At 36.3% G+C, this 20,197-nt stretch carries 21 protein-coding genes; 18 read left to right on the top strand and 3 right to left on the bottom strand.

The features are described from left to right. The first annotated feature begins 230 nt into the window (after nt 1-230). The 12 genes from ACZLXV_RS06905 to ACZLXV_RS06850 all read left to right on the top strand — a co-directional run bounded on the left by ACZLXV_RS06905 (nt 231) and on the right by ACZLXV_RS06850 (nt 12,899). Nucleotides 231-590, top strand: coding sequence for a helix-turn-helix domain-containing protein (locus ACZLXV_RS06905; RefSeq protein WP_482382903.1), 360 nt, complete (start codon nt 231-233; stop codon nt 588-590). A gap of 523 nt (nt 591-1,113) precedes the next feature. Continuing rightward, nucleotides 1,114-1,323 (top strand): helix-turn-helix domain-containing protein, encoded by a 210-nt coding sequence (locus ACZLXV_RS06900; RefSeq protein WP_444156157.1) that lies wholly within the window; start codon nt 1,114-1,116, stop codon nt 1,321-1,323. Between the two features lie 12 nt (nt 1,324-1,335). Further along, the gene (locus ACZLXV_RS06895) at nt 1,336-1,554 is read left to right on the top strand and encodes an excisionase (RefSeq protein WP_482382902.1); all 219 of its coding nucleotides are present in this window, start codon (nt 1,336-1,338) and stop codon (nt 1,552-1,554) included. A gap of 104 nt (nt 1,555-1,658) precedes the next feature. Next, nucleotides 1,659-2,936 carry a site-specific integrase gene (locus ACZLXV_RS06890; protein ID WP_482382901.1) on the top strand — a complete coding sequence of 426 codons (1,278 nt, stop codon included), beginning with the start codon at nt 1,659-1,661 and terminating at the stop codon, nt 2,934-2,936. Between the two features lie 181 nt (nt 2,937-3,117). Further along, the gene (locus ACZLXV_RS06885) at nt 3,118-3,576 is read left to right on the top strand and encodes a low molecular weight protein-tyrosine-phosphatase (RefSeq protein WP_482382900.1); all 459 of its coding nucleotides are present in this window, start codon (nt 3,118-3,120) and stop codon (nt 3,574-3,576) included. Nucleotides 3,577-3,770: 194 nt separating this feature from the next. Next, nucleotides 3,771-6,068, top strand: a complete 2,298-nt coding sequence (locus ACZLXV_RS06880; RefSeq protein ID WP_482382899.1) for an ATP-binding protein — start codon at nt 3,771-3,773, stop codon at nt 6,066-6,068. A 79-nt stretch (nt 6,069-6,147) separates the two neighbouring features. Next, nucleotides 6,148-8,673: an EAL domain-containing protein gene (locus ACZLXV_RS06875; RefSeq protein ID WP_022224887.1), complete on the top strand. Its 2,526-nt coding sequence runs from the start codon at nt 6,148-6,150 to the stop codon at nt 8,671-8,673. 91 nt (nt 8,674-8,764) lie between these two features. Beyond that, complete coding sequence (serS, locus tag ACZLXV_RS06870; RefSeq protein WP_482382898.1) at nt 8,765-10,048, top strand: serine--tRNA ligase; 1,284 nt, start codon at nt 8,765-8,767, stop codon at nt 10,046-10,048. Nucleotides 10,049-10,082: 34 nt separating this feature from the next. Further along, nucleotides 10,083-10,520: a hypothetical protein gene (locus ACZLXV_RS06865; protein WP_482382897.1), complete on the top strand. Its 438-nt coding sequence runs from the start codon at nt 10,083-10,085 to the stop codon at nt 10,518-10,520. A 146-nt stretch (nt 10,521-10,666) separates the two neighbouring features. Continuing rightward, complete coding sequence (locus tag ACZLXV_RS06860; RefSeq protein ID WP_482382896.1) at nt 10,667-10,876, top strand: hypothetical protein; 210 nt, start codon at nt 10,667-10,669, stop codon at nt 10,874-10,876. A gap of 183 nt (nt 10,877-11,059) precedes the next feature. Continuing rightward, nucleotides 11,060-11,470, top strand: a complete 411-nt coding sequence (locus ACZLXV_RS06855; RefSeq protein WP_367335254.1) for a C-GCAxxG-C-C family protein — start codon at nt 11,060-11,062, stop codon at nt 11,468-11,470. Nucleotides 11,471-11,612: 142 nt separating this feature from the next. Continuing rightward, entirely contained in the window at nt 11,613-12,899 is a 1,287-nt protein-coding gene (locus ACZLXV_RS06850; protein WP_482382895.1) for a hypothetical protein, read from the top strand. 251 nt (nt 12,900-13,150) lie between these two features. Here ACZLXV_RS06850 and ACZLXV_RS06845 read toward each other — a convergent pair whose 3' ends face one another. Next, nucleotides 13,151-13,546, bottom strand: a complete 396-nt coding sequence (locus ACZLXV_RS06845) for a NusG domain II-containing protein (protein ID WP_482382894.1) — start codon at nt 13,544-13,546, stop codon at nt 13,151-13,153. 426 nt (nt 13,547-13,972) lie between these two features. Between ACZLXV_RS06845 and rpmG the strand changes: the two genes are divergently transcribed. The 5 genes from rpmG to rplA all read left to right on the top strand — a co-directional run bounded on the left by rpmG (nt 13,973) and on the right by rplA (nt 16,380). Next, nucleotides 13,973-14,137: a 50S ribosomal protein L33 gene (gene rpmG / locus ACZLXV_RS06840; protein WP_270393414.1), complete on the top strand. Its 165-nt coding sequence runs from the start codon at nt 13,973-13,975 to the stop codon at nt 14,135-14,137. A gap of 47 nt (nt 14,138-14,184) precedes the next feature. Next, nucleotides 14,185-14,487: a preprotein translocase subunit SecE gene (gene secE / locus ACZLXV_RS06835; RefSeq protein ID WP_482382893.1), complete on the top strand. Its 303-nt coding sequence runs from the start codon at nt 14,185-14,187 to the stop codon at nt 14,485-14,487. Nucleotides 14,488-14,498: 11 nt separating this feature from the next. Then, nucleotides 14,499-15,023 carry a transcription termination/antitermination protein NusG gene (gene nusG / locus ACZLXV_RS06830; protein WP_022225056.1) on the top strand — a complete coding sequence of 175 codons (525 nt, stop codon included), beginning with the start codon at nt 14,499-14,501 and terminating at the stop codon, nt 15,021-15,023. A gap of 60 nt (nt 15,024-15,083) precedes the next feature. After that, entirely contained in the window at nt 15,084-15,509 is a 426-nt protein-coding gene (gene rplK, locus ACZLXV_RS06825) for a 50S ribosomal protein L11 (RefSeq protein ID WP_022013753.1), read from the top strand. A 178-nt stretch (nt 15,510-15,687) separates the two neighbouring features. Next, on the top strand, nt 15,688-16,380 hold the full coding sequence (gene rplA / locus ACZLXV_RS06820; protein ID WP_482382892.1) for a 50S ribosomal protein L1: 693 nt from the start codon (nt 15,688-15,690) through the stop codon (nt 16,378-16,380). 159 nt (nt 16,381-16,539) lie between these two features. Here rplA and ACZLXV_RS06815 read toward each other — a convergent pair whose 3' ends face one another. Further along, nucleotides 16,540-17,055 (bottom strand): hypothetical protein, encoded by a 516-nt coding sequence (locus tag ACZLXV_RS06815; protein WP_482382891.1) that lies wholly within the window; start codon nt 17,053-17,055, stop codon nt 16,540-16,542. Nucleotides 17,056-17,357: 302 nt separating this feature from the next. Between ACZLXV_RS06815 and ACZLXV_RS06810 the strand changes: the two genes are divergently transcribed. Then, entirely contained in the window at nt 17,358-18,251 is an 894-nt protein-coding gene (locus tag ACZLXV_RS06810; protein WP_482382890.1) for a DUF2156 domain-containing protein, read from the top strand. 370 nt (nt 18,252-18,621) lie between these two features. On the opposite strand, the gene ACZLXV_RS06805 is transcribed toward ACZLXV_RS06810, so the two are convergent. Next, a complete protein-coding gene (locus ACZLXV_RS06805; RefSeq protein WP_482382889.1) occupies nt 18,622-20,079 on the bottom strand; it encodes an aminoacyl-histidine dipeptidase in 1,458 nt (485 codons plus the stop codon). Nucleotides 20,080-20,197 lie beyond the last annotated feature (118 nt).

Raw genomic sequence — 20,197 nt, 5'->3', positions numbered from 1 at the left:
GCGCGAGGCGAACAATTTCGATGAGCCTTGAGGCTCAAGCAGGAAAAAGCCCCTTATAGGGGCAGAGCAAACCACCGGCTAAGCCGGTGGTTATGATTGTTTTGTGCATGTCTTAAGACGAGAGAAAAAAATTAAAAAGTATACACCGATAAATCGGACAAATACTCCGAAATATATGTTCTATATCTTTTTCTTATGTCAAGTTATACTTGTCATAGAGGAAAAAGGGGGTGTCTGCCATTAGTAAGTCTGTTAGAAACCAGTATCTTGAATTTTTGGCTGAAACGGGTATGACACGCTATGAGTTTTCAAAAAGAAGTGGAATCCCAGAAAGCACATTATGGAGTTTGGCTCAAAAAGAAGATTATGATGTGAGGGAAAGCAATATTCGAAAAATTGCTCAGGGAATGGGAGTGCCAGTTTCAGATCTTTTTGATGACAACAGCAATACAGTATGTCTTGAGGAGAAGAGTGAAGTATGGATTATAAAGAATTATCGTAAATTATCAGATAGACGAAAAGGAAGTATAGAAGGTTACATAAAGGCATTACTAGAGGAAGATGGTAATGATAAATGTCAATCTAGTTAAAAGGTATTCTGAAAAAATCAGAGTACCTTTTTTTATCTATATACACCGATAAATCAGGAGTAATATCCGATATATGTGTTCTATGCAAGAGAAAAATACTCATTTATACTTTAGATGTGTCCACAGGAAATAATCCTATCAGACACAGACAACTGAATACGATGATTTCACTGGACGTAAGGAACAGTTACGCATTGCGCCGTGCCGCAGATGCGCCAGGATCGGTAAGACAGACACAAAGGAGATAGCTTATCAGGTATTTTTTTTGATTGATCTGTCTGATGTGAGATGCCGGGAGCGATAACATCCATGCAAAAGAGGAATTGTGGTGATTCCGTGGTTGCGACTGTTCTATGATAATGATACTCCCTTTATGGTCTATAAGAGATGGTGCGAGTCCAGAGTGTGCTGCTGACCACAGTGACCGGTGATTTCAACTGGAGAAATTGTTTCATATATCTTGACAATATACACAATGCGTGGTAGCATATAAACTATACAAATTAGTATGTTAGGAGACAGTATGGAACTAAAGGAATTATTAAAGGAAGCAAGAAAACAAACAGGCATGACACAGAAACAATTTGCTGAGTATTTTAGAATTCCTTACCGAACATTAGAAGATTGGGAACGGGGGGTTCGGCATATAGCAGAATATCTTCTTCGGCTAATGATCTATCGTTTGGAAATGGAAAAGCTAGCAGAAGGACTTTCTGAAAAATTGCCAGATTGATGACGGAGGTGAATGAGTGCTATGAAAGTAGACCGTTTGGAAATTCCTATTTGGCAAAAGTATACGATGACGATAGAGGAGGCTGCAGCATACTTTCATATAGGAAGAACGCGTATGAGAGCACTTGTAGCAGAAAATCCATATGCACCGTATGTACTAATGGTGGGGAATCGGGTTCAAATAAAAAGAAAATTATTTGAACAGTTTTTAGATGAGGCAAATGCACTTTAGGGTGTTTGTGCTGAATACACTATGTTTTTACATATAAAATATGGTATTATATTTAAGTCATACTAGTGCTTAGCTTTCTTTAATGGAAAGCGAGGAAGCACATTATGAATATAAGTCGTAGAGACAAAAGAAATCGAAAACTGCATAATGGAGAAATTCAGTTAGCGGATGGTAGGTATCGTTATAAGTATGTAGATGAATTGGGAAAATCCCGATATGTTTACTCGAAGCGGTTAGTGCCAAATGATCCTGCAGTACATGGAAAAAAAGAAGAATCACTGCGTGAGAAGATTGCAAAGATTCAAAAGGATAAGCAGGATAATTTAGCAATGAGCCGAGGCGACATGACGGTACTGGATTTAGTGGAACTATATATTTCTCAGAAAATAGGTGTTAAGCCTAGCACAAGACTTGGCTACAAAACGGTAGTGAATTTTCTGAAAAACGATCCCTTTGGAAAGAGGAAAATTTCATCTGTAAAGACTTCAGATGCCAGAGGGTGGTTGATAGAGCTGCAAAAAAATGGCAGAGGATATAGTTCGATTCATTCTATTCGAGGAGTGCTGCGACCTGCATTCCGGCTTGCGTATGAAGATGATTTTATTAGAAAAAATCCATTTGATTTTGAACTGGCAAGTGTGCTTGTGAATGATAGTGTGATAAGACAGGCACTTACAAGAAAGCAGGAGAGATTATTTCTCGAGTTTATCCGCAAAGATGCGCATTATCAAAGAGTGTATGAAGGTATTTATATTTTATTTAATACTGGACTTCGCATTTCTGAGTTTGTAGGATTGACGATTGATGATATTGATTTTGATAATATGGTTATCAATGTAGATCATCAATTGGTTAGAGTATACAATGAAAAAAAGTCATACATTATTCAGAAAACAAAAACAACGGCAGGGGTGCGTAAAGTGCCAATGACGCCAGAAGTCGCTGATTGCTTTCGGACGATTATAAAAAAGCGAAAGAAAGTAAAAAAAGAACCGGTAGTAGATGGGTACAGCAATTTTTTATATTTGGATCAGAATGGAATGCCAATGGTGGCACTGCATTGGGAAAAGTATTTTCAGTTCATTCGTGAAAAGTATAATAAATTGTATAAAGAGCCATTACCAACAATCACTCCGCATGTATGCAGACACACATTTTGTACCAAAATGGCAAAGGCTGGTATGAATCCGGCGAAACTGAAATACATTATGGGACATAGTTCTATGGATATTACATTTGATACATATACTCATTTACAGGTAGATGATGTAAGAGAGGAAATGTTGAAGATGGTAGAAGTGGAAAATGAAAAAGTTATGCAGGAAAAAGTCGTAGATATTTTGCAACTAGAAGAGGAAGATGAGAATCTTTTTAACTTCTAGCTCCAGAGTGTCGAGGTGTAAAAGTTGAAAAATTACACCTTTTTTTACACCTTTTGCGAGAAAAGAAATGGCAAAATATAAGGTGTAATGAGAAAAAATTAAAAACTATATATCGTTTCAATATTATTGATGTGTACAGAACTTTTGGGTATTGAAAGGTATTAAAAGGATATGAGAAATTATGATTAGAGTATGTTTCATCTGCCACGGCAACATCTGCCGCAGCACAATGGCACAATTCGTTTTTCAAGACATGGTAAACAAAGCCGGTTTTACCGATAAAATTTTTATTGATTCAAAAGCAACCAGCACGGAGGAGATAGGCAATCCGCCGCACAGAGGAACAGTTCAAAAAATGAACGAGCTGGGGATACCGATGCAACCGCACTTTGCGTCTCAGGTAAGAAAGAGTGACTATGATAAGTTTGATTATATAATTGGAATGGACAAGTGGAATTATAAAAATATGATGCGTATTTTTGGCGGAGATTCTGATGGGAAGGTGTCACTGTTGCTTGAATTTGCTGGAAGTGGAAGAGATATTGCCGACCCTTGGTATACAGGAAACTTTGATGAAACATACAGAGATGTTAAAGAGGGATGTGAAGCATTGCTTGATGTGTGCAGGAATATAGTGTGAAAAATAAGATTGAAAGTCATTGATACAGTACATTAAGTGAGTTCAAAATCATTCAGCTTTTGCCAAACAGCCAAAAAATTGTAATCTATGGGTGATACGAATTGTTGATGTAATATTACACATATGTTAAAATTATATTTGGTACGATGAATTTTGATAAAAGGGTTAAACTTTTTGGAGAGGTGAGGATCTGAATGAATTGGAATTATGATTTTTACATAGCATCGTCAGTTGTTTTGGTGGTGCTCATAATATATTACTATCGGGTTGCTGAGCTTGGCAAATTTTCGAGAAGAATATATGGATACTTTTTAATAATCTGTTTTGCCTGCTGCGTGACGGATATGTTTGCAAGCCTTGTGCTTATCAGGCATTTTCACGAGATGATAGTGCTTAATTATCTGGGACAGATGGTGGCATATTCATTTCAGCATTTAGTGCCATGCATGTACTTTTTGTATATAGTATCTTTGGCAAAAGAAAATGACCATTTTAGAGGAAGAAAGTTACTTTGGTTTATTCCGGCGGCTATTGAGCAATGTATGATATGGACAGATTACTTTACGAATGCTTTGTTTAAATATTCCGTAGAGGGAGGGTATCAGCGTGGACCGTTTATGCCTGTTTTGCTTGTGTGCACTATATATTATTTTGCAGCAGCTATGTTTCAGGCTTTTTCAAAAGACAGTGTTATGGAAATGCGTTACAAGCTCGTTACTGTCTGGTTTATGTTTTTGAGTTTGGTTGCTATGCTTGTACAGATGCTTAATCCGATGCTGATGGTCATAGGGGCAAGTAGTGCGCTCGGTTGCCTTATAATGCAGATGACTTTGCAAAATCCTATACTTATCATGCAGGCAAATCATAAGGAAATTGAAGCTCGTGAAGCTGCTGAGGAAGCCAATAAAGCTAAAAGTACATTCATTGCAAATATGTCACATGAAATAAGAACGCCTATGAATGCGATATGCGGAATGGCTGATATTTTAGGTAAATGCGAACTTACCGAACTTGAACACGAGTATGTTGATACAATACAGACGGCGGCAGATTCACTTTTGTCTATTATAAATGATGTTTTGGATTTTTCAAAAATAGATGCGGGAAAGATGGAACTTTGTCCCGTTGAATATCGGTTTGACACATTTATTGAGGGTATAGAAAATGTCATTGCGGCAAGAATTTTTGATAAAAAACTTGAGTTTGAAGTTTTGATGTCAAAAGATATTCCGGTTTGTCTTTATGGTGATTGTGCCAAGATAAATCAGGTACTTGTTAATATATTAAGCAATGCAGTTAAATTTACTGACAAGGGTAAAATTAAACTTGACATAGATTCAAGATATATAAATGACGATGTTGTGGAGCTTAGTTTTGCAATAAGTGACACGGGTATAGGCATTAGAGATGAGGATATGGACAAGCTGTTCAATCAGTTCAGTCAGGTTGATGCCATGCGTAACAGAAAAAGGGAGGGAACCGGGTTAGGTCTCGCTCTTGCAAAGAATATTGTACAGATGATGAACGGAAGTATAGAGGTTCAGAGTGAGTACAATGTGGGAAGTTGTTTTACTGCTAAGATAAGACAGAGGGTATGTGAAGAACAAAATACTGATATTAAAAAACATGCCCTTGAAAAATATAAGAATAAAGTTATATTTGTATATGAAAATGATTACAGTAGCAGAAAGCATCTGCTTGAAATTCTCAAACAGATTGGTCTGAATACAATTTGTGTCAATTCCATAGACGAGATTGGCAGGGAAGTGTATAATATATATTCGGATAGTGACAGAATTTTTATATATAATTATTTTGATTATCAAAGAGTTAAAAATATATTGGCTGATAAGGATATGTTTGGCAATATAGAAAAAATAGCATTGCTTGAATTTTATACTGTTTTTTCTGAAAATGATGTACCAGAATTGTACATAAGAAAGCCTTTTGACCTGTTTAAGGTTTACAGGGTTTTATTTGAAAAGAAATCTGATATGGCTAAGGAGGCTTATGTACCTCAAAAAGGCATAGTGAGAAAAAATCTAAGCAGTGAAGTTGAGACTGATATTGACAGCGTTCCTAAAAAAACACAGGAAGTTTCAAACGAGAAATTTAAAGACGCGAGGGTTGCTGTTGTCGATGATAATAAAGTTAATTTAAGGGTTGCTGTAACCCAATTGAGAGAGTTTGGGGTTATTCCGGAAGTATTTTCAAGTGGAGAGGCAATTTTAAAGGCACTTGGCAGAGGCAGACAGTATGATATGATTTTTATGGATCATATGATGCCTGAGATGGATGGGGTTGAAACTACAAAATATATCAGAGCCATGTCATCGGAGTATTGCAAAAATGTACCTGTTATTGCACTTACTGCAAATGCCATAACAGGTGTTGAAACAGAATATAAGGCAGCTGGAATGAATGACTGGCTGTTTAAGCCTGTTAAGCTTGATGATCTTAAATCCATGATAATTAAATACCTGCCGGATTAAGAAAAGGTGTTACCTCAGTACATCTGATGCATTACCGGGGGGATAAAAGTTATCCGGGATTTGGAAAAGGGGGATTAAGATGGATGGAAAAATTTTTGAAAAATTGATTGATGTATCGGAGTGTGCGTTTTTCATTTCAAAATCTGGCGGCGATATGGAAATTACATATGCCAGCAGGAAATTTTACTCAATGCTTCAATATTCAAAAGAAGAATTTGAGGAAAAATATAACAACAGTCTTATGGCGGTTATCCTGCCTGAAGAAAAGCAGAAGGTCAAAAACCTTATTGCAAGGCAGTTTGCAGCTGGTGGAATAGTAAAGGTTGAATGCAGGGTAAAGAGAAAAGACGGGACTATTGCGTGGCTGGCAATTTCAGCAAAAAGTATTTTACATATGATGGAAAATAAATTTTTCTGTTCTTGTCAGGATGTCACGAAGTCTAAAAATAATGTTGAGAGTGTGTTTAAAGCGAAACACGAGATTGATGTTATTGCAAACAGTATTCCGGGTGGAGTTATAAAGATACGAATGAAAGACATGAAAATTCTTTATGCAAATGACGGATATTTTATGCTTTCAGGTTATTCCAGAGCGGAATTTCACATAAATTTTGGAGATTATTGTGACCGCATAATACATCCTTCTGATATGAAAATGGTTATGAGCACATTTGGCACTACTGTTGAAAATCATGGACTTTTGGGCTTTGAACATAGATTGCTCGGAAAGATGGGGCATACCAAGTGGGTTTATGTAAATGGAAGAAAGATTGATGATGAGAGCGGAGATGACGTATACCTTTGCGTTCTTATGGACATTACATCAAGAAAAATTATGGAAGCAGAGTTTGAGGAAAATGCGAGACGTTTTAAATATGTTTCGGAGTACCTCAAGGAGGCTATGTGGACATATGATATAAACGAGAAAAAGTTTTCCATGAGCGGAAGTCTCGGTGAGGCTTTCTCAGAAGAAAAATTTTTAAATACATGGGATGATTTGCCGGATATTCTCGAACTTTTCCATCCTGATGACGTTGAGATATTTGAAAAAAGGATAAAGGAAAGAGTAGAGAAAGCAGGCAGCAGCCGTTACATTTACCGTATAAGGGACAATAGTGCACTGTTTAGAAATGTTGAGATATGTGCCGTATCTGTTTCGGATGATGGTGGGGAAAAGCCGGACAAGATTTATTCAGTAGCCAGAATAGTTGATATGGTTGACGGAATTTCAACGGTTCTTGACAAAGAGAGAGATGAAATATCAGGTCAGAATAAACTTGTAAATATGGCTAAGTCGGCACAGGCTAAAGCTGAGGATAACATTACATCGCTTATGCCGTATGCATCATTTATGAATGCAGCAGAAAAGATTTTGAGCGGCAGAAAGGACGATGAACACTATGCACTTGTATGTGCGGATATAAATGAATTTAGAAAATTCAGTCACAATTACGGATTTTCGATAAGTAACAGAATTTTGGAAGAGTTTTCAAAAACACTTCTTGCAAATCTTGCACAGGATGGTGTCTGCTCAAGAGTTGACGGAGATTATTTTGTTGTACTTTTGAAATATGAACATCATAAAGACCTTCTGAAGATGATGTCATCTATGGTTAAGTCTAGAAATGTTGCAAGTGAGGAGGACAAAGAAGTAAATATAGAATTTGGTACAACCACAGGAATTTATCTTGTACAGGAAACGGATTGTGAATTGCTTGAAATGCTTGAAAAAGCTGACATGGCGAGAAGAAGCATTAAAGGACTTCGTGGAAATCATTATGCTATTTATACTGAGGACCTTAAGAGTGAACAGTTTAAAGAGGAAGATGTTATCGAACAGATTCATGATGCGGTAAGAAATCATGACATAGAGATATGCTATATGCCTAGAATATGCGGTGATAAAGATAATATTGTAGGCTGCAAAGCAGTACCAAGGGTTCAGTTGAAGGATGGTCAGGTTCTTGAATCTGACGATTTGATGAGACTTATTGAGCGTGGCGGAAAGTTGAACAGCTTTGCACTTGCTACATTGTCTTTGGTATGCTGCAGTGTTGGTGCATGGAAAAAAATGGGCAATAAAATAGTTCCGTTTTCAATTGAGATGACTGCAAGTGAACTTTCAGATAAAAATATTGTTAAAAAGATAGATGATATTGTAGTGAAACAGAATGGCATTGAGCCTGAAAATGTTATTATAGAAATTCAGGAGAGGTATCTTGCCGATATGACTACAGTGCTTGAGATGGCTATAGAAGAATTGTGTGCAAGAGGATACAAAGTCATCATAAGCAGATTCGGAACTGACCATACGGCAGTACATTCCATTAGGAAACTGAGTGTGACAGGTATAAAGTTCCACGGTGAATATTTTAATAAATATATGACTTCAAAGAAAGAATGCATTATTCTGAGTAAAACCGTGGAGATGGCAAAAAGTTTAGGTCTTACAGTCACATGTGGAGGAATACATACGCCTATGCAGGAGGAATTTGCAAAGAAAATAGGCTGTGAGATGTTTGAGGGCGATATGTATTACGGTGCAGTTAGAAGCAATGTATTTGAAAAATGTTTCCTTGAGAGTAAGGCAAAGGAGACAAATTAGTACGATACTGTTACAGGTTGCATTATCGCATAAATGTGTGTAAAATAATATTTATGATTTAATATTGAAGAAAAGTTAAAGGAGATAAAAAATGATTGACATAAGATTTCTGAGAGAAAATCCGGATATTGTTAAACAGAACATTAAAAATAAGTTTCAGGATGACAAGCTTCCGTTAGTAGACGAGGTTATAGAGTTTGATGCTAAGTCAAGACAAGCAAAGCAGGATGCGGATGCACTTCGTGCTTCAAGAAAGTCAATCTCAAAAGAGATTGGCGCACTTATGGCACAGGGTAAGAAAGAAGAAGCAGAGGCAAAGAAAGCAGAAGTTTCAAAAAATGCTGAAAAGCTTGCAGAGTTAGAAGAGCTTGAAAAAGAATATCAGGAAAAAGTTAAAGAGAGAATGATGGTTATTCCAAACATCATTGACCCAAGTGTTCCTATCGGTAAGGATGACAGTGAAAATGTTGAGATTGAGAAGTTTGGTGAGCCTGTAGTTCCTGATTTTGAAGTACCTTATCATACAGAAATCATGGAAAAATTTGATGGTATTGACCTTGATGCAGCAGGAAAAGTTGCAGGAAACGGTTTCTATTATCTTATGGGAGATATTGCGAGACTTCATTCGGCAGTTATATCTTATGCAAGAGATTTTATGATTGACAGAGGATTCACATATTGTGTACCACCTTTTATGATTAGAAGCAATGTAGTTACTGGTGTTATGAGTTTCGCCGAGATGGATGCCATGATGTATAAGATAGAGGGTGAAGATTTATACCTTATCGGAACAAGTGAGCATTCAATGATTGGTAAATTTATAGATACAATTGTTGACGAGAAAGAACTTCCAAAAACTCTTACAAGTTATTCTCCTTGCTTTAGAAAAGAGAAAGGTGCTCATGGAATAGAAGAGCGTGGAGTTTATCGTATACATCAGTTTGAAAAGCAGGAAATGATAGTTGTATGTAAGCCGGAAGAAAGCAAAATGTGGTTTGACAAATTATGGCAGAATACAGTTGATTTGTTCAGGAGTCTTGATATACCTGTACGCACGCTTGAGTGCTGTTCAGGTGATTTAGCAGATCTTAAAGTTAAATCTATCGACGTTGAAGCATGGTCACCACGTCAGAAGAAATATTTTGAAGTGGGAAGCTGCTCAAATCTTGGAGATGCACAGGCACGTCGTCTTCAGATTCGTGTCCGTGGAGAGAATGGAGAAAAATATTTTGCACATACTCTCAACAATACAGTTGTTGCACCACCTAGAATGCTTATAGCTTTCCTTGAAAATAATCTTCAGGCAGATGGAAATGTTCGCATTCCTGAAGCACTCAGACCATACATGGGCGGCAAGGAATTTTTAGAAAAATAGATATAGGCATATCGATGAATTGGAGGGATTGCACATGAGGCTTGAGAGGAAAAACCTTGAAAGAAAGACAGATGAGAATGTACATGAGTGCAAGCAATGCGGACGCATACTTAACAAAATGTACAGAGACGAGATATGTCCCGAGTGCAAGGATTTAAACTTATTTGCAGAGGTTAAAGACTACATCAGAGAGAATGATGTAAAGGAAATAGATGTTGCAGATCATTTTGGAATACCGGTTGCAAAGGTTAGAAGATGGATAAGAGAAGGTCGTATCCAGTACAAAGAAGGTGAGCACATCACACCGATTCATTGTCAGATTTGTGGAAAAACGATAGATTTCGGAGCTGTATGTCCGGAATGCAGAAGAAAGAACGGACTTCACATATATGCTAAAAAGAGCTATAGTGATGATGACATTCACAATGCGATGAGATTCCTTGGAAAAGAGGAAGAAGGTAGAAGATATTAGTGTATTGTATCATTGATGTAATACACTGGATTAAAAACAGTACGGAGTTTATTCGTACTGTTTTTTTGGTCCGCCCTTCTTATAATGCTTGAAACGATAAATTCGGATATATTTATTTCGAAGAGTCATCACTTATATGCGGAAAAATGCCTGAAAATAAGGATGAAGAGGTGGTTGACAAGTGGGTGCTTGAAAATTTCATGAAATCAGACAGTTCAATAGTACGAATGTACAAAAAAGTTGATGATTTATTGCTTCTTATAGTTGTCATTTTTGTGGTAAATATAATACTCAGCATACTTCCGGTAAAAAATATAATATCAAGACCGCCGGCAGAACTTGAGGCAAAGGATTGATTTTCCACTGCTTTTTGTGTTGTATCAGTTATATCATTTATATTTATAAGTTTGATATATGCAAATAAAGATGATTACGTCAAAGAGGTTTTGTGATACAATATAAAAAGATATTGGGGCAAAAGGGACTTTGCTCCTTGTATGAAAAATAAAAATTAAAATAAAAGAAAGGAAAGCAAAAACATGGAAACAAGAGTAGAGAAAACAATAGAGAGACACAATAAAGGATATAATTGCGCACAGGCGGTTGCCTGTACATATTGTGATCTTGTCGGAATGGACGAGGAGAGCATGTTTAAAGCAACAGAAGCATTAGGACTTGGAATGGGCGGCATGGAAGGAACATGCGGTGCACTTACGGGTGCATGCGTTATAGCGGGAATGAAAAACAGCTGCGGAAACCTTGATAATCCGATAAGTAAAGGGGAAACATATCAGTATTCAAGACAAATATTAAAAAAATTTCTCGACCAGAACAAAGCAACACGCTGTAAAGACCTTAAAGGCGTGGAGACAGGAGTAGTTTTAAGAGGATGTCAGGACTGCATAAGAGATGCGGCAAAATTCTTGGAAGAGATAGTACTTGCTGAGTAAGAATAAATTTTTATCATCCCCTTTAAAAAAAAACAAAAATGTGATACGATTATAAGAGAATGCAATTTTTTACACTTAGGCATTCATTTATAATCGAAAAATGAAAAGAATGAATTTAATAAAAAGAAAGGGGATGTTCAAGATGGATACCGCTGTTTATAATCATCTGCTTACGCAGTACCGTCCGAAAGAGTTGACGAAATACGATACACATAAAGCATCAGAGCTGAGAAGCGTTATGAATCGGATTGCAAAAAAAACAAAGACATCTCCGATATATTTAGTAAAGCTTACTGATGCAAAACAGTCATTTGCACTTGGAATAAAAGAATCGTCAATGCTGCTTGGAACAGGGCTTAAGGAACTTGCAGATACATCGCCGGACGGTGTGTTTTCAAAGAAAAAAGCATATGCTTCAGATTCTGAAAAAGCAGGAGTTCAGATTGTTAATGATGACGAGGAAAAACTTCCTGATGAATTTTCGTTAAAAATTGAGCATCTTGCCACACCTCAATATAATCTTGGAAATCTGTTGTATCCGTCAAGCGGAAGTCTGCCTGGGGGAACATATAAATTCAGGATAAGTGTTTTGGATGATATGTATGATTTTCAGTACAATGTAGGAAAAGATGCTGACAATGCACAAGTTATGAATGGCGTAGCTTCATTTATAAATAAGGCAAATATAGGCTTGAATGTTGGAATTGTATCAAATATGTCTGATGACAAAGTGAGAATGAGCATTGTTTCTGATGCAACCGGAAAGAGCGGTGATGAAAGAATTTTTACACTGACAGACAGAAACAGTGACGGAAAGCTTGGAATAGTAGATTATTTCGGACTTAATGAACTCAATGAGGAGTCGACAAACTCTAAGTTTTATATGGATGGTGTACCTAAGAGTACACTGGCAAATGAATTTACAATAGGAAAAGCGTTGAAGGTATCGTTGAAAAATGTGACCGATGCCGATGAGAATGTCAGAATACAGTATAGACCGGACAGTGAAAAAATACTTACGAGCCTGAATAAAATCAAAGATGCTTACAATTATATGATAGAGGGCTCAAACGAATATGCAAAAGTGTCCGATAAAACATCAAAGCTTGCATCAGAACTTGGGTATCTTGTAGAGCCATTTAAATCAGAGATGGAGTCGTGTGGTCTTATGTTTGAAGAGGATGGCACGATAAGAATAGATGAATTACTTGCAACCCAGGCGATAAACGACGGAGAAATGCAGAAACTTTTTTCAAAGGATTCAGATTTGTCAAAGCGTCTGCTTGGTAAAAGTGAGAGTGTAAAACTTGACCCTATGGAATATGTAGATAAGCTTCTTGTTTCATATCCAAACTACACAAAGGAAGGCGTAGGTTATTCGTACATCACTTCGTTGTATAGTGGTATGTTGTTCAATTACTATTGCTGATACATGGTTTTAAAAGACTTTAATTTTTAAATTTGATTTAAATTTACGATTTTGAGTAAAATATTACAAAAATATAATAAAAAAGGCTCATAATTTTTTGAAATGCCATATAAGCTAAAATTGCTGTATGATTTTGAATTGTTGCACAATTTAAAATGGCTTTTCTTTTAAAGTGATTATGAGCCTTTTTAATTTAAATCTAAATATTTTATTGAATACTTATAGAGCCCTTTGGTTCTATAGTTCTTTAACTATTTAACTACCGCGTCAGGGGCATCCTCATCGGTATTTGCAGAATTATCTATTGAGATTACCACCTTATGCGGCAGGCAGACAATAGTTTCTCCTTCATATTTTATACTGTGTTTCTTGACACAAGTCTGGTCAGGACAATCTGCGTCAATCATATCGGCAGTACCTTCGCTGATTTTCAGAATGTTTTTTCCACCATTTATACCTTCAACAGTAACAGTTTTATCTGTGTCAATAGGATAGGATGCGGTGATTTTTCCGTTAACTTTGACTGTGACAAACTTACCTGATTTGTGAAAATATAGTTTGTAAGCGGCAAAACAAATGACAGCAGCAACGACAACGCAGATGATAAGGATAATGTCATTGCGTTTCTTTGTATCTTGTAAATTCATGATTAAAGTCCTTTCATTATAAATAATGGAATTGCGAAACTACTTATATATTGTGTTAATTGCACAAAGATAACAAATACTATTTTAATATTAAGCGTATAACAAAAAGCAAGTATTATTATATACAAAAAAATATCTATATAAAAGAGTGAAAGAAAAGATTTGTACTAAAAAGAGAAAAATAATCGTTACAGTTTAAATTTAAATGTGTTATGGTCAGTTTAGAATAGAATTCCATTCTAAGCGTCAGTTAATTGTACAATCAAAATACTAAAAAACTCTTGACGGGGGATGCATTTTTGTGATATATTTGATAGGCGATGTAACAGGTCTTTTTTTTATGCCTAAAATTCTTTAGCGATATTAAGAAATAGGTCATGACTTAAAAGTCATGGAAACAGAACTAATCGTAACACAAAATATTATATGGAGGTGAAACCTGTGAGAGTAAAAATTACATTAGCATGTACAGAATGCAAGCAGCGTAACTATGATACTACAAAGGAAAAGAGAAATCATCCTGACAGAATGGAAACAAAGAAGTATTGCAGATTCTGTAGAAAGCACACAATGCACAAAGAGACAAAATAAGTCTTATTAAATATGCAAGCTATGCTTGTTACAGTAGGAGGCATGTTATGGGAGATTCCGAAAACAAAGAAGTAGTATTGAACGAAGTTAAGGCAGATAAACCGGAAGCTGAAAAGGAAGCATCTGTTAAGAAAGCTGACAAATCGGCAAAAGATAAATCTGCTAAGAAAAAAAGTGGTTTTTTCCGTTCATTGAAGGCTGAATTTAAGAAAATTGTATGGCCTGATAAGGAGACAACCGTGAAAGAAACTACTGCGGTAGTTGTTGTAACAGTTATTTTAGGCGCAATCATTGCTCTGCTTGATTTTGTTATCAAGACAGGCCTTGATAAGTTGATTCAGATTGGTTAAGGTGATAGATTATGGCAGATACAGAAGCGCGTTGGTATGTGGCTCATACTTATTCAGGGTATGAGAATAAGGTGAAAGCAGACATAGAGAATACTATCGTAAATCGCAATCTTCAAGATCAGATTTTAGAGGTATATGTACCTATGCAAGAGGTTGAAAGGGAAGGCAAGGACAAGAAGAAACTTGTTCAGCAGAAAATGTTTCCTGCATATGTTTTGATAAAGATGTTTATGAATGATGATACATGGTATGTTGTCAGAAATACTCGTGGTGTTACAGGATTCGTAGGACCGGGATCAAAGCCTGTTCCACTTACTGATGAAGAAGTGGCAAGCATGGGACTTATGAGCTCAGTAGCTGAAGCTCCATTTAGCATAGGCGATTCTGTAATCGTTACATCAGGTGTCTGGGAAGATACAGTAGGTATTGTTCGCCAGATAGATCTCAAGAACAAAACAGTTACAATAAATATTGATATGTTTGGTCGTGAGACACCAACTGAATTAAGCTTTAATGATGTAGAAGTATGCGGCTAATCAATCGCAGCAGTTTATAGATTATTACCAGGTATTTATTATTTAGGAGGTAAATTAAAAATGGCTAAGAAAGTCGAAGGATATATAAAATTACAGATTCCTGCAGCAAAGGCAACACCAGCACCACCTGTTGGTCCTGCTCTTGGTCAGCACGGAGTTAATATCGTACAGTTCACAAAGGAGTTCAACGCTAAGACAGCTGGACAGGAAGGTATGATTATTCCTGTTGTTATCACTGTATATCAGGATAAGAGCTTCAGCTTTATCACAAAGACTCCACCGGCAGCAGTTCTTATTAAGAAAGCATGCAATATTCAGTCAGGTTCAGGTGTTCCTAACAAGACTAAAGTTGCAACAATCACAAAGGCTCAGGTTCAGGAAATTGCTGAAACAAAAATGCCTGACTTAAATGCAGCAAATCTTGAAGCTGCTATGAGCATGATCGCCGGTACAGCACGCAGCATGGGTGTTACTGTAGAAGAGTAAAAAGTGAAGAGTGAAATTTTCACTGTATTATGTACACGAAATTGTACAGAAGTATAATATTAAAAAAGAATATCGCATAGAAAGATTTGTTATAGATTGAACGTTGTGGGAGGCGACATACATAAATTCCGGTATGTCTTAGAACCCGCCGTTACTACCACCAGGAGGTTTTATTATTATGAAAAGAGGAAAGAAATATGTAGAGGCTGCTAAGTTGTACGATAAGACTCAGCAGTATGATGTTGCAGAAGCAGTAGGTATTGTAAAGAAAACTTCTACAGCAAAGTTTGATGAGACAGTTGAAGCTCATATCAGACTTGGTGTAGACGGACGTCATGCAGATCAGCAGATTCGTGGTGCCGTTGTATTACCACACGGAACAGGAAAGAAAGTAAGAGTTCTTGTATTCGCTAAAGGTGATAAGGTTGACGAAGCATTAGCAGCAGGTGCTGATTATGCAGGTGGCGAGGAACTTATACCAAAGATTCAGAACGATGGATGGTTTGAGTTCGACGTAGTTGTAGCTACTCCTGACATGATGGGTGTTGTTGGACGTCTTGGTCGTGTACTTGGACCAAAGGGCTTAATGCCAAACCCAAAAGCCGGAACAGTTACAATGGACGTAACAAAAGCTGTAAACGATATCAAAGCAGGTAAGATTGAGTACAGACTTGACAAGGCTAATATCGTTCACGTTCCTGTAGGAAAAGTATCTTTCACAGAAGAGCAGTTAACTGACAATGTAAACACATTGATTGCAGCTATCACAAAGGCTAAGCCATCTTCAGCAAAGGGACAGTACTACAGAAGCTTTACACTTGCTTCTACAATGGGACCTGGAGTTAAACTTAATGTAGCTAAGCTTGTTTAATTATAAATTATAATTTTCGTGCATAGATTTCTACATTGGTTTAGATGACAGAAAAGCATATTTAATATAAAAAAGTACCATCGGAACAGACGGGTAAGTGGTCGTTCTGATGGTACTTTTTTGTATTATTGATTAAATATCAGGATATGATACAACGGATTACAGTGTTATATCAACATGGCTTGCTGCACGATATATTTTGTTAGCGTAAAAGTTAATTTTGTTTGTGAAATCACTGTCTTCTGAGAAAAGCTTGCCTATTTTTGAAGGTTTTGAACCAATTAAAGTATCTTCATCAAGTTTAAGCTTGCCGGATGCAGATATGGTGATACCCAAATCCTTAAGAGCGTCTTCCTGGTCTTTGGTAAGGTTTTTAACAAACTTTTCAGGATGATAAATACCGTATTCGTTGGATGAACCGGCACTCTCTAAAAGATTATTGTAGGTATTGACAAATGACTTTACGGTATTGAAAATATCAGTGCCGTTTTCCTGAGAAAACTCCATTTTGCGCAAAGCCTTTGAGATTTTAGTCATAGCACTTGAATCTGCCTTTGCAAGTTTATCTGTTTTATATGAAGCTCTCTGTTCGCTTTTAGAAGCATTTCTGTCAATTGAATAAAAGTCACGAAAATACATATCATATGATTTTGTGATGGAATAATCTATAGCCATGTAAAAGTCCTCCTTATATATGCATAATTAAATGTAAATCGTTGCTGTTCACAAATGTGGTGTCCCGGCAACTATAAATCTATTTATTATATCGGATAAATTGTAATCTATATTTAATATAGCACATAATGATATATTTTGTCGAAAAATCAAATAACTTGTCTAAATCTTATTAAAGTGGTATGTTTATATAATGGCGTTAAATGAAATTGTTTAAATGACAGTGGGAGTTTATAATATAATGGAAAAGCGGGAACACTCATTTTAAGGAGTTAATCCTGAAAAAGAACGGAGATATTGAAATGATATTCAGAGATATTGAACTTGGTGACAGAGAATGGCTTGATAAGAAGTTTAAGGAAGACAATAAAAAAGCATGTGAATTTTGTTTTGCCAACAATTATTTGTGGAGAAAATATTTTCCAACTCAGATAGCGCAGGAGGGCGATTGCGTTCTTCTGAGATATTATTCAGAAAATGATACGATGTATGTTTTTCCAATTGGCGCAGGAGATAAGAAAAAAGCATTAGAGCAGTTGTTTTTATATGGTCAGGCTATGGGAGAGCAGATACACCTTTATGGCTTGCTCGATTATGAGGTAGAACAGTTAAAAGAATGGTTCCCTAAGCACTTTCGATATGAAGCTGACAGAGATATGTTTGATTATATATATGAAACGGAGCATTTGACAAATCTTTCAGGAAAAAAGTTTCATGGAAAAAGAAATCATATTGCAAGATTTATGGATGATGATGACTGGGAATACGAGACACTTAGTAGTGAAAACGTGCAGGAATGCATTGACATGAACAATAATTGGATACAAAAAAAGTATGATGAGGATGCATGGAGTCAGGAAGTTCAGGATGAATACGACGTTGTAAAAAGTGCATTGATTGATTATAAAAGACTTGGACTTGTAGGCGGAGTTTTAAGAAAATACGGAGATGTAGTTGCGTTTGAACTCGGAGAACCGCTTTGCGATGATACATTTGTTGTACATTTTGAAAAAGCGTATGCAGATGTACAGGGAGCATATCCTATGATAAACAAACAGTTTGTTCAGCACGAATGTCAGGATTATAAATATGTCAACCGTGAGGAGGATGACGGAGAAGAGGGACTTAGAAAAGCAAAACTTTCCTATCACCCGGACATATTACTGGAAAAATACAATGCATATAAAATCGGGTGATAGTATCACTTTATAAGTCGTGACCTGATAAAACGTATATTTAAGATAATGTAATGTACTTCTTAAATGGCAATAAAATGTAAAATTTTACAAAAACTTGTCTTATTTTACAAAGGGGGTGCAATTTTATAAAAAGTATGTATAATAGTAAATGTCAGACAGGGAATATGTCTGATACTAATAAAAGTCAATCACATAGTTGCAACAGAGCAACGAAGAGATATACCCCTCAACCCCACCCCATTGGAACGACCAATGGGGACTCTTTTTTTCTGATGAAATAAATATCAAATAAAATGAGCCCCCATCTAGTATGTGTTGTAATAGAATTTTAAAATTTTCTTTTTTATCGTAATTTATAATGATTTTTTTATTTAAGTCGTTTCAAAACTTCAAGTGTAAACTTCCAAGTTCTTTGTACACTTTCTATGGAAAGTCTTTCTTTTGCAGTATGAATATCGTATATTGCAGGTCCAAAAGATACACAATCAAGTCCCGGAAGCTTCTCAGAGAAAAGACCACATTCAACTCCGGCGTGAAGTGCATTGACTACAGGTTTGTAGCCGTACTGTTCTTCAAATACTTCTGACATTAAATCTCTAAGATGAGATTCTTTTTTGAATTCCCATGCGGGATATTCGCCGACATTAGTAATATAGCCGCCAAGATTATCCATAAGGCATGAAATCATATCCATAAGCATAAACTTTTCGCTGCTTACGCTGCTTCGTATTGAAAAGCTTGCCTGCATCTCATTTTCAGTTGTTTTCAATATTCCCATATTAAGTGAAGTCTGTACAAGTCCATCTATGTCATGGCTCATACGATGTACACCACCCGGAAGATTGACAAGGGCAGTAATAAATCCATTAGTAGATGATTTTGTCATTGCATTAGCAGAAGTTTCACCACTAAATGACACGGCAGTTGAAATTGAAGGGTCTGTTATTGCATATTCATTTTTGTACATATCATTTAATTCTGATATTTCAGAAGCAAATGCATCTTTATTGTTAGCATCATTTAAAATAAGAACAGCAGTTGTCTTGTTTGGAATTGCATTATCTTTGAGACCACCGTTGACACTTACGAGTTTGAAATCATATTTTTTAGAGAGAGAATATAAAATTCTTCCCATAAGTCTGTTTGAATTTGCTCTGTCCTTGTTTATCTCTGTACCTGAGTGACCGCCTAAAAGTCCGGAAATTGTTATTTCTGCCATAAGTCCGTCAGTTTTTTCAAATGTAAGAGGAAGATGTGCCGTTGTAGAAACACCGCCTGCGCAGCTTACAAGGAGATAACCCTCGTCCTCAGAGTCAAGGTTCAGCATTATTCTTGATTTTAATGGTGAATAATCAAGGCTTGCAGCACCAAGCATTCCTATCTCTTCGTCTACCGTAAATACAGCCTCGATTGGCGGATGTGGAATGTCTGCAGAGTCAAGGATTGCAAGTGCGAATGCAATGGCAATTCCGTCATCTCCACCGAGAGTAGTGCGGTCTGCGTGGATGTTATCGCCGTCAACTATAAGTGAAAGTCCATCTTTTTCAAAGTCAATGTCACAATCATGTTCCTTTTCACAAACCATATCAAGATGTCCCTGAATTATAACGGAAGGAGAGTTTTCATAACCCTTTGTGCCGTCTTTCCAGATAATGATGTTGTTAGACTCGTCCTGTACATATTTTAAATTGTGCTCTTTTGCGAAAGAAACGCAGAAATCACTTATTTGTTTTGTGTTTCTTGAACCATGTGGTATAGAGCAGATTTGTTCAAAATAATTAAATACTGATTTTGGTTCTAAATCAGATAAAATGTTGTTACTCAAAATATTACCTCCAATAAATAAAAGTTGTGCCTTATTTATAAATAATTCCATAATATTGTTATCATTATGCAAAGGTCAAAATACCATTTGTTCCCAATATCATAACGTTATGCAAGGG

It is taken from the genome of Butyribacter sp. (genome assembly GCF_056818865.1).
Note: the sequence above shows the minus strand (reverse complement) of the source record. Positions and strands in the feature narration are given on the sequence as shown.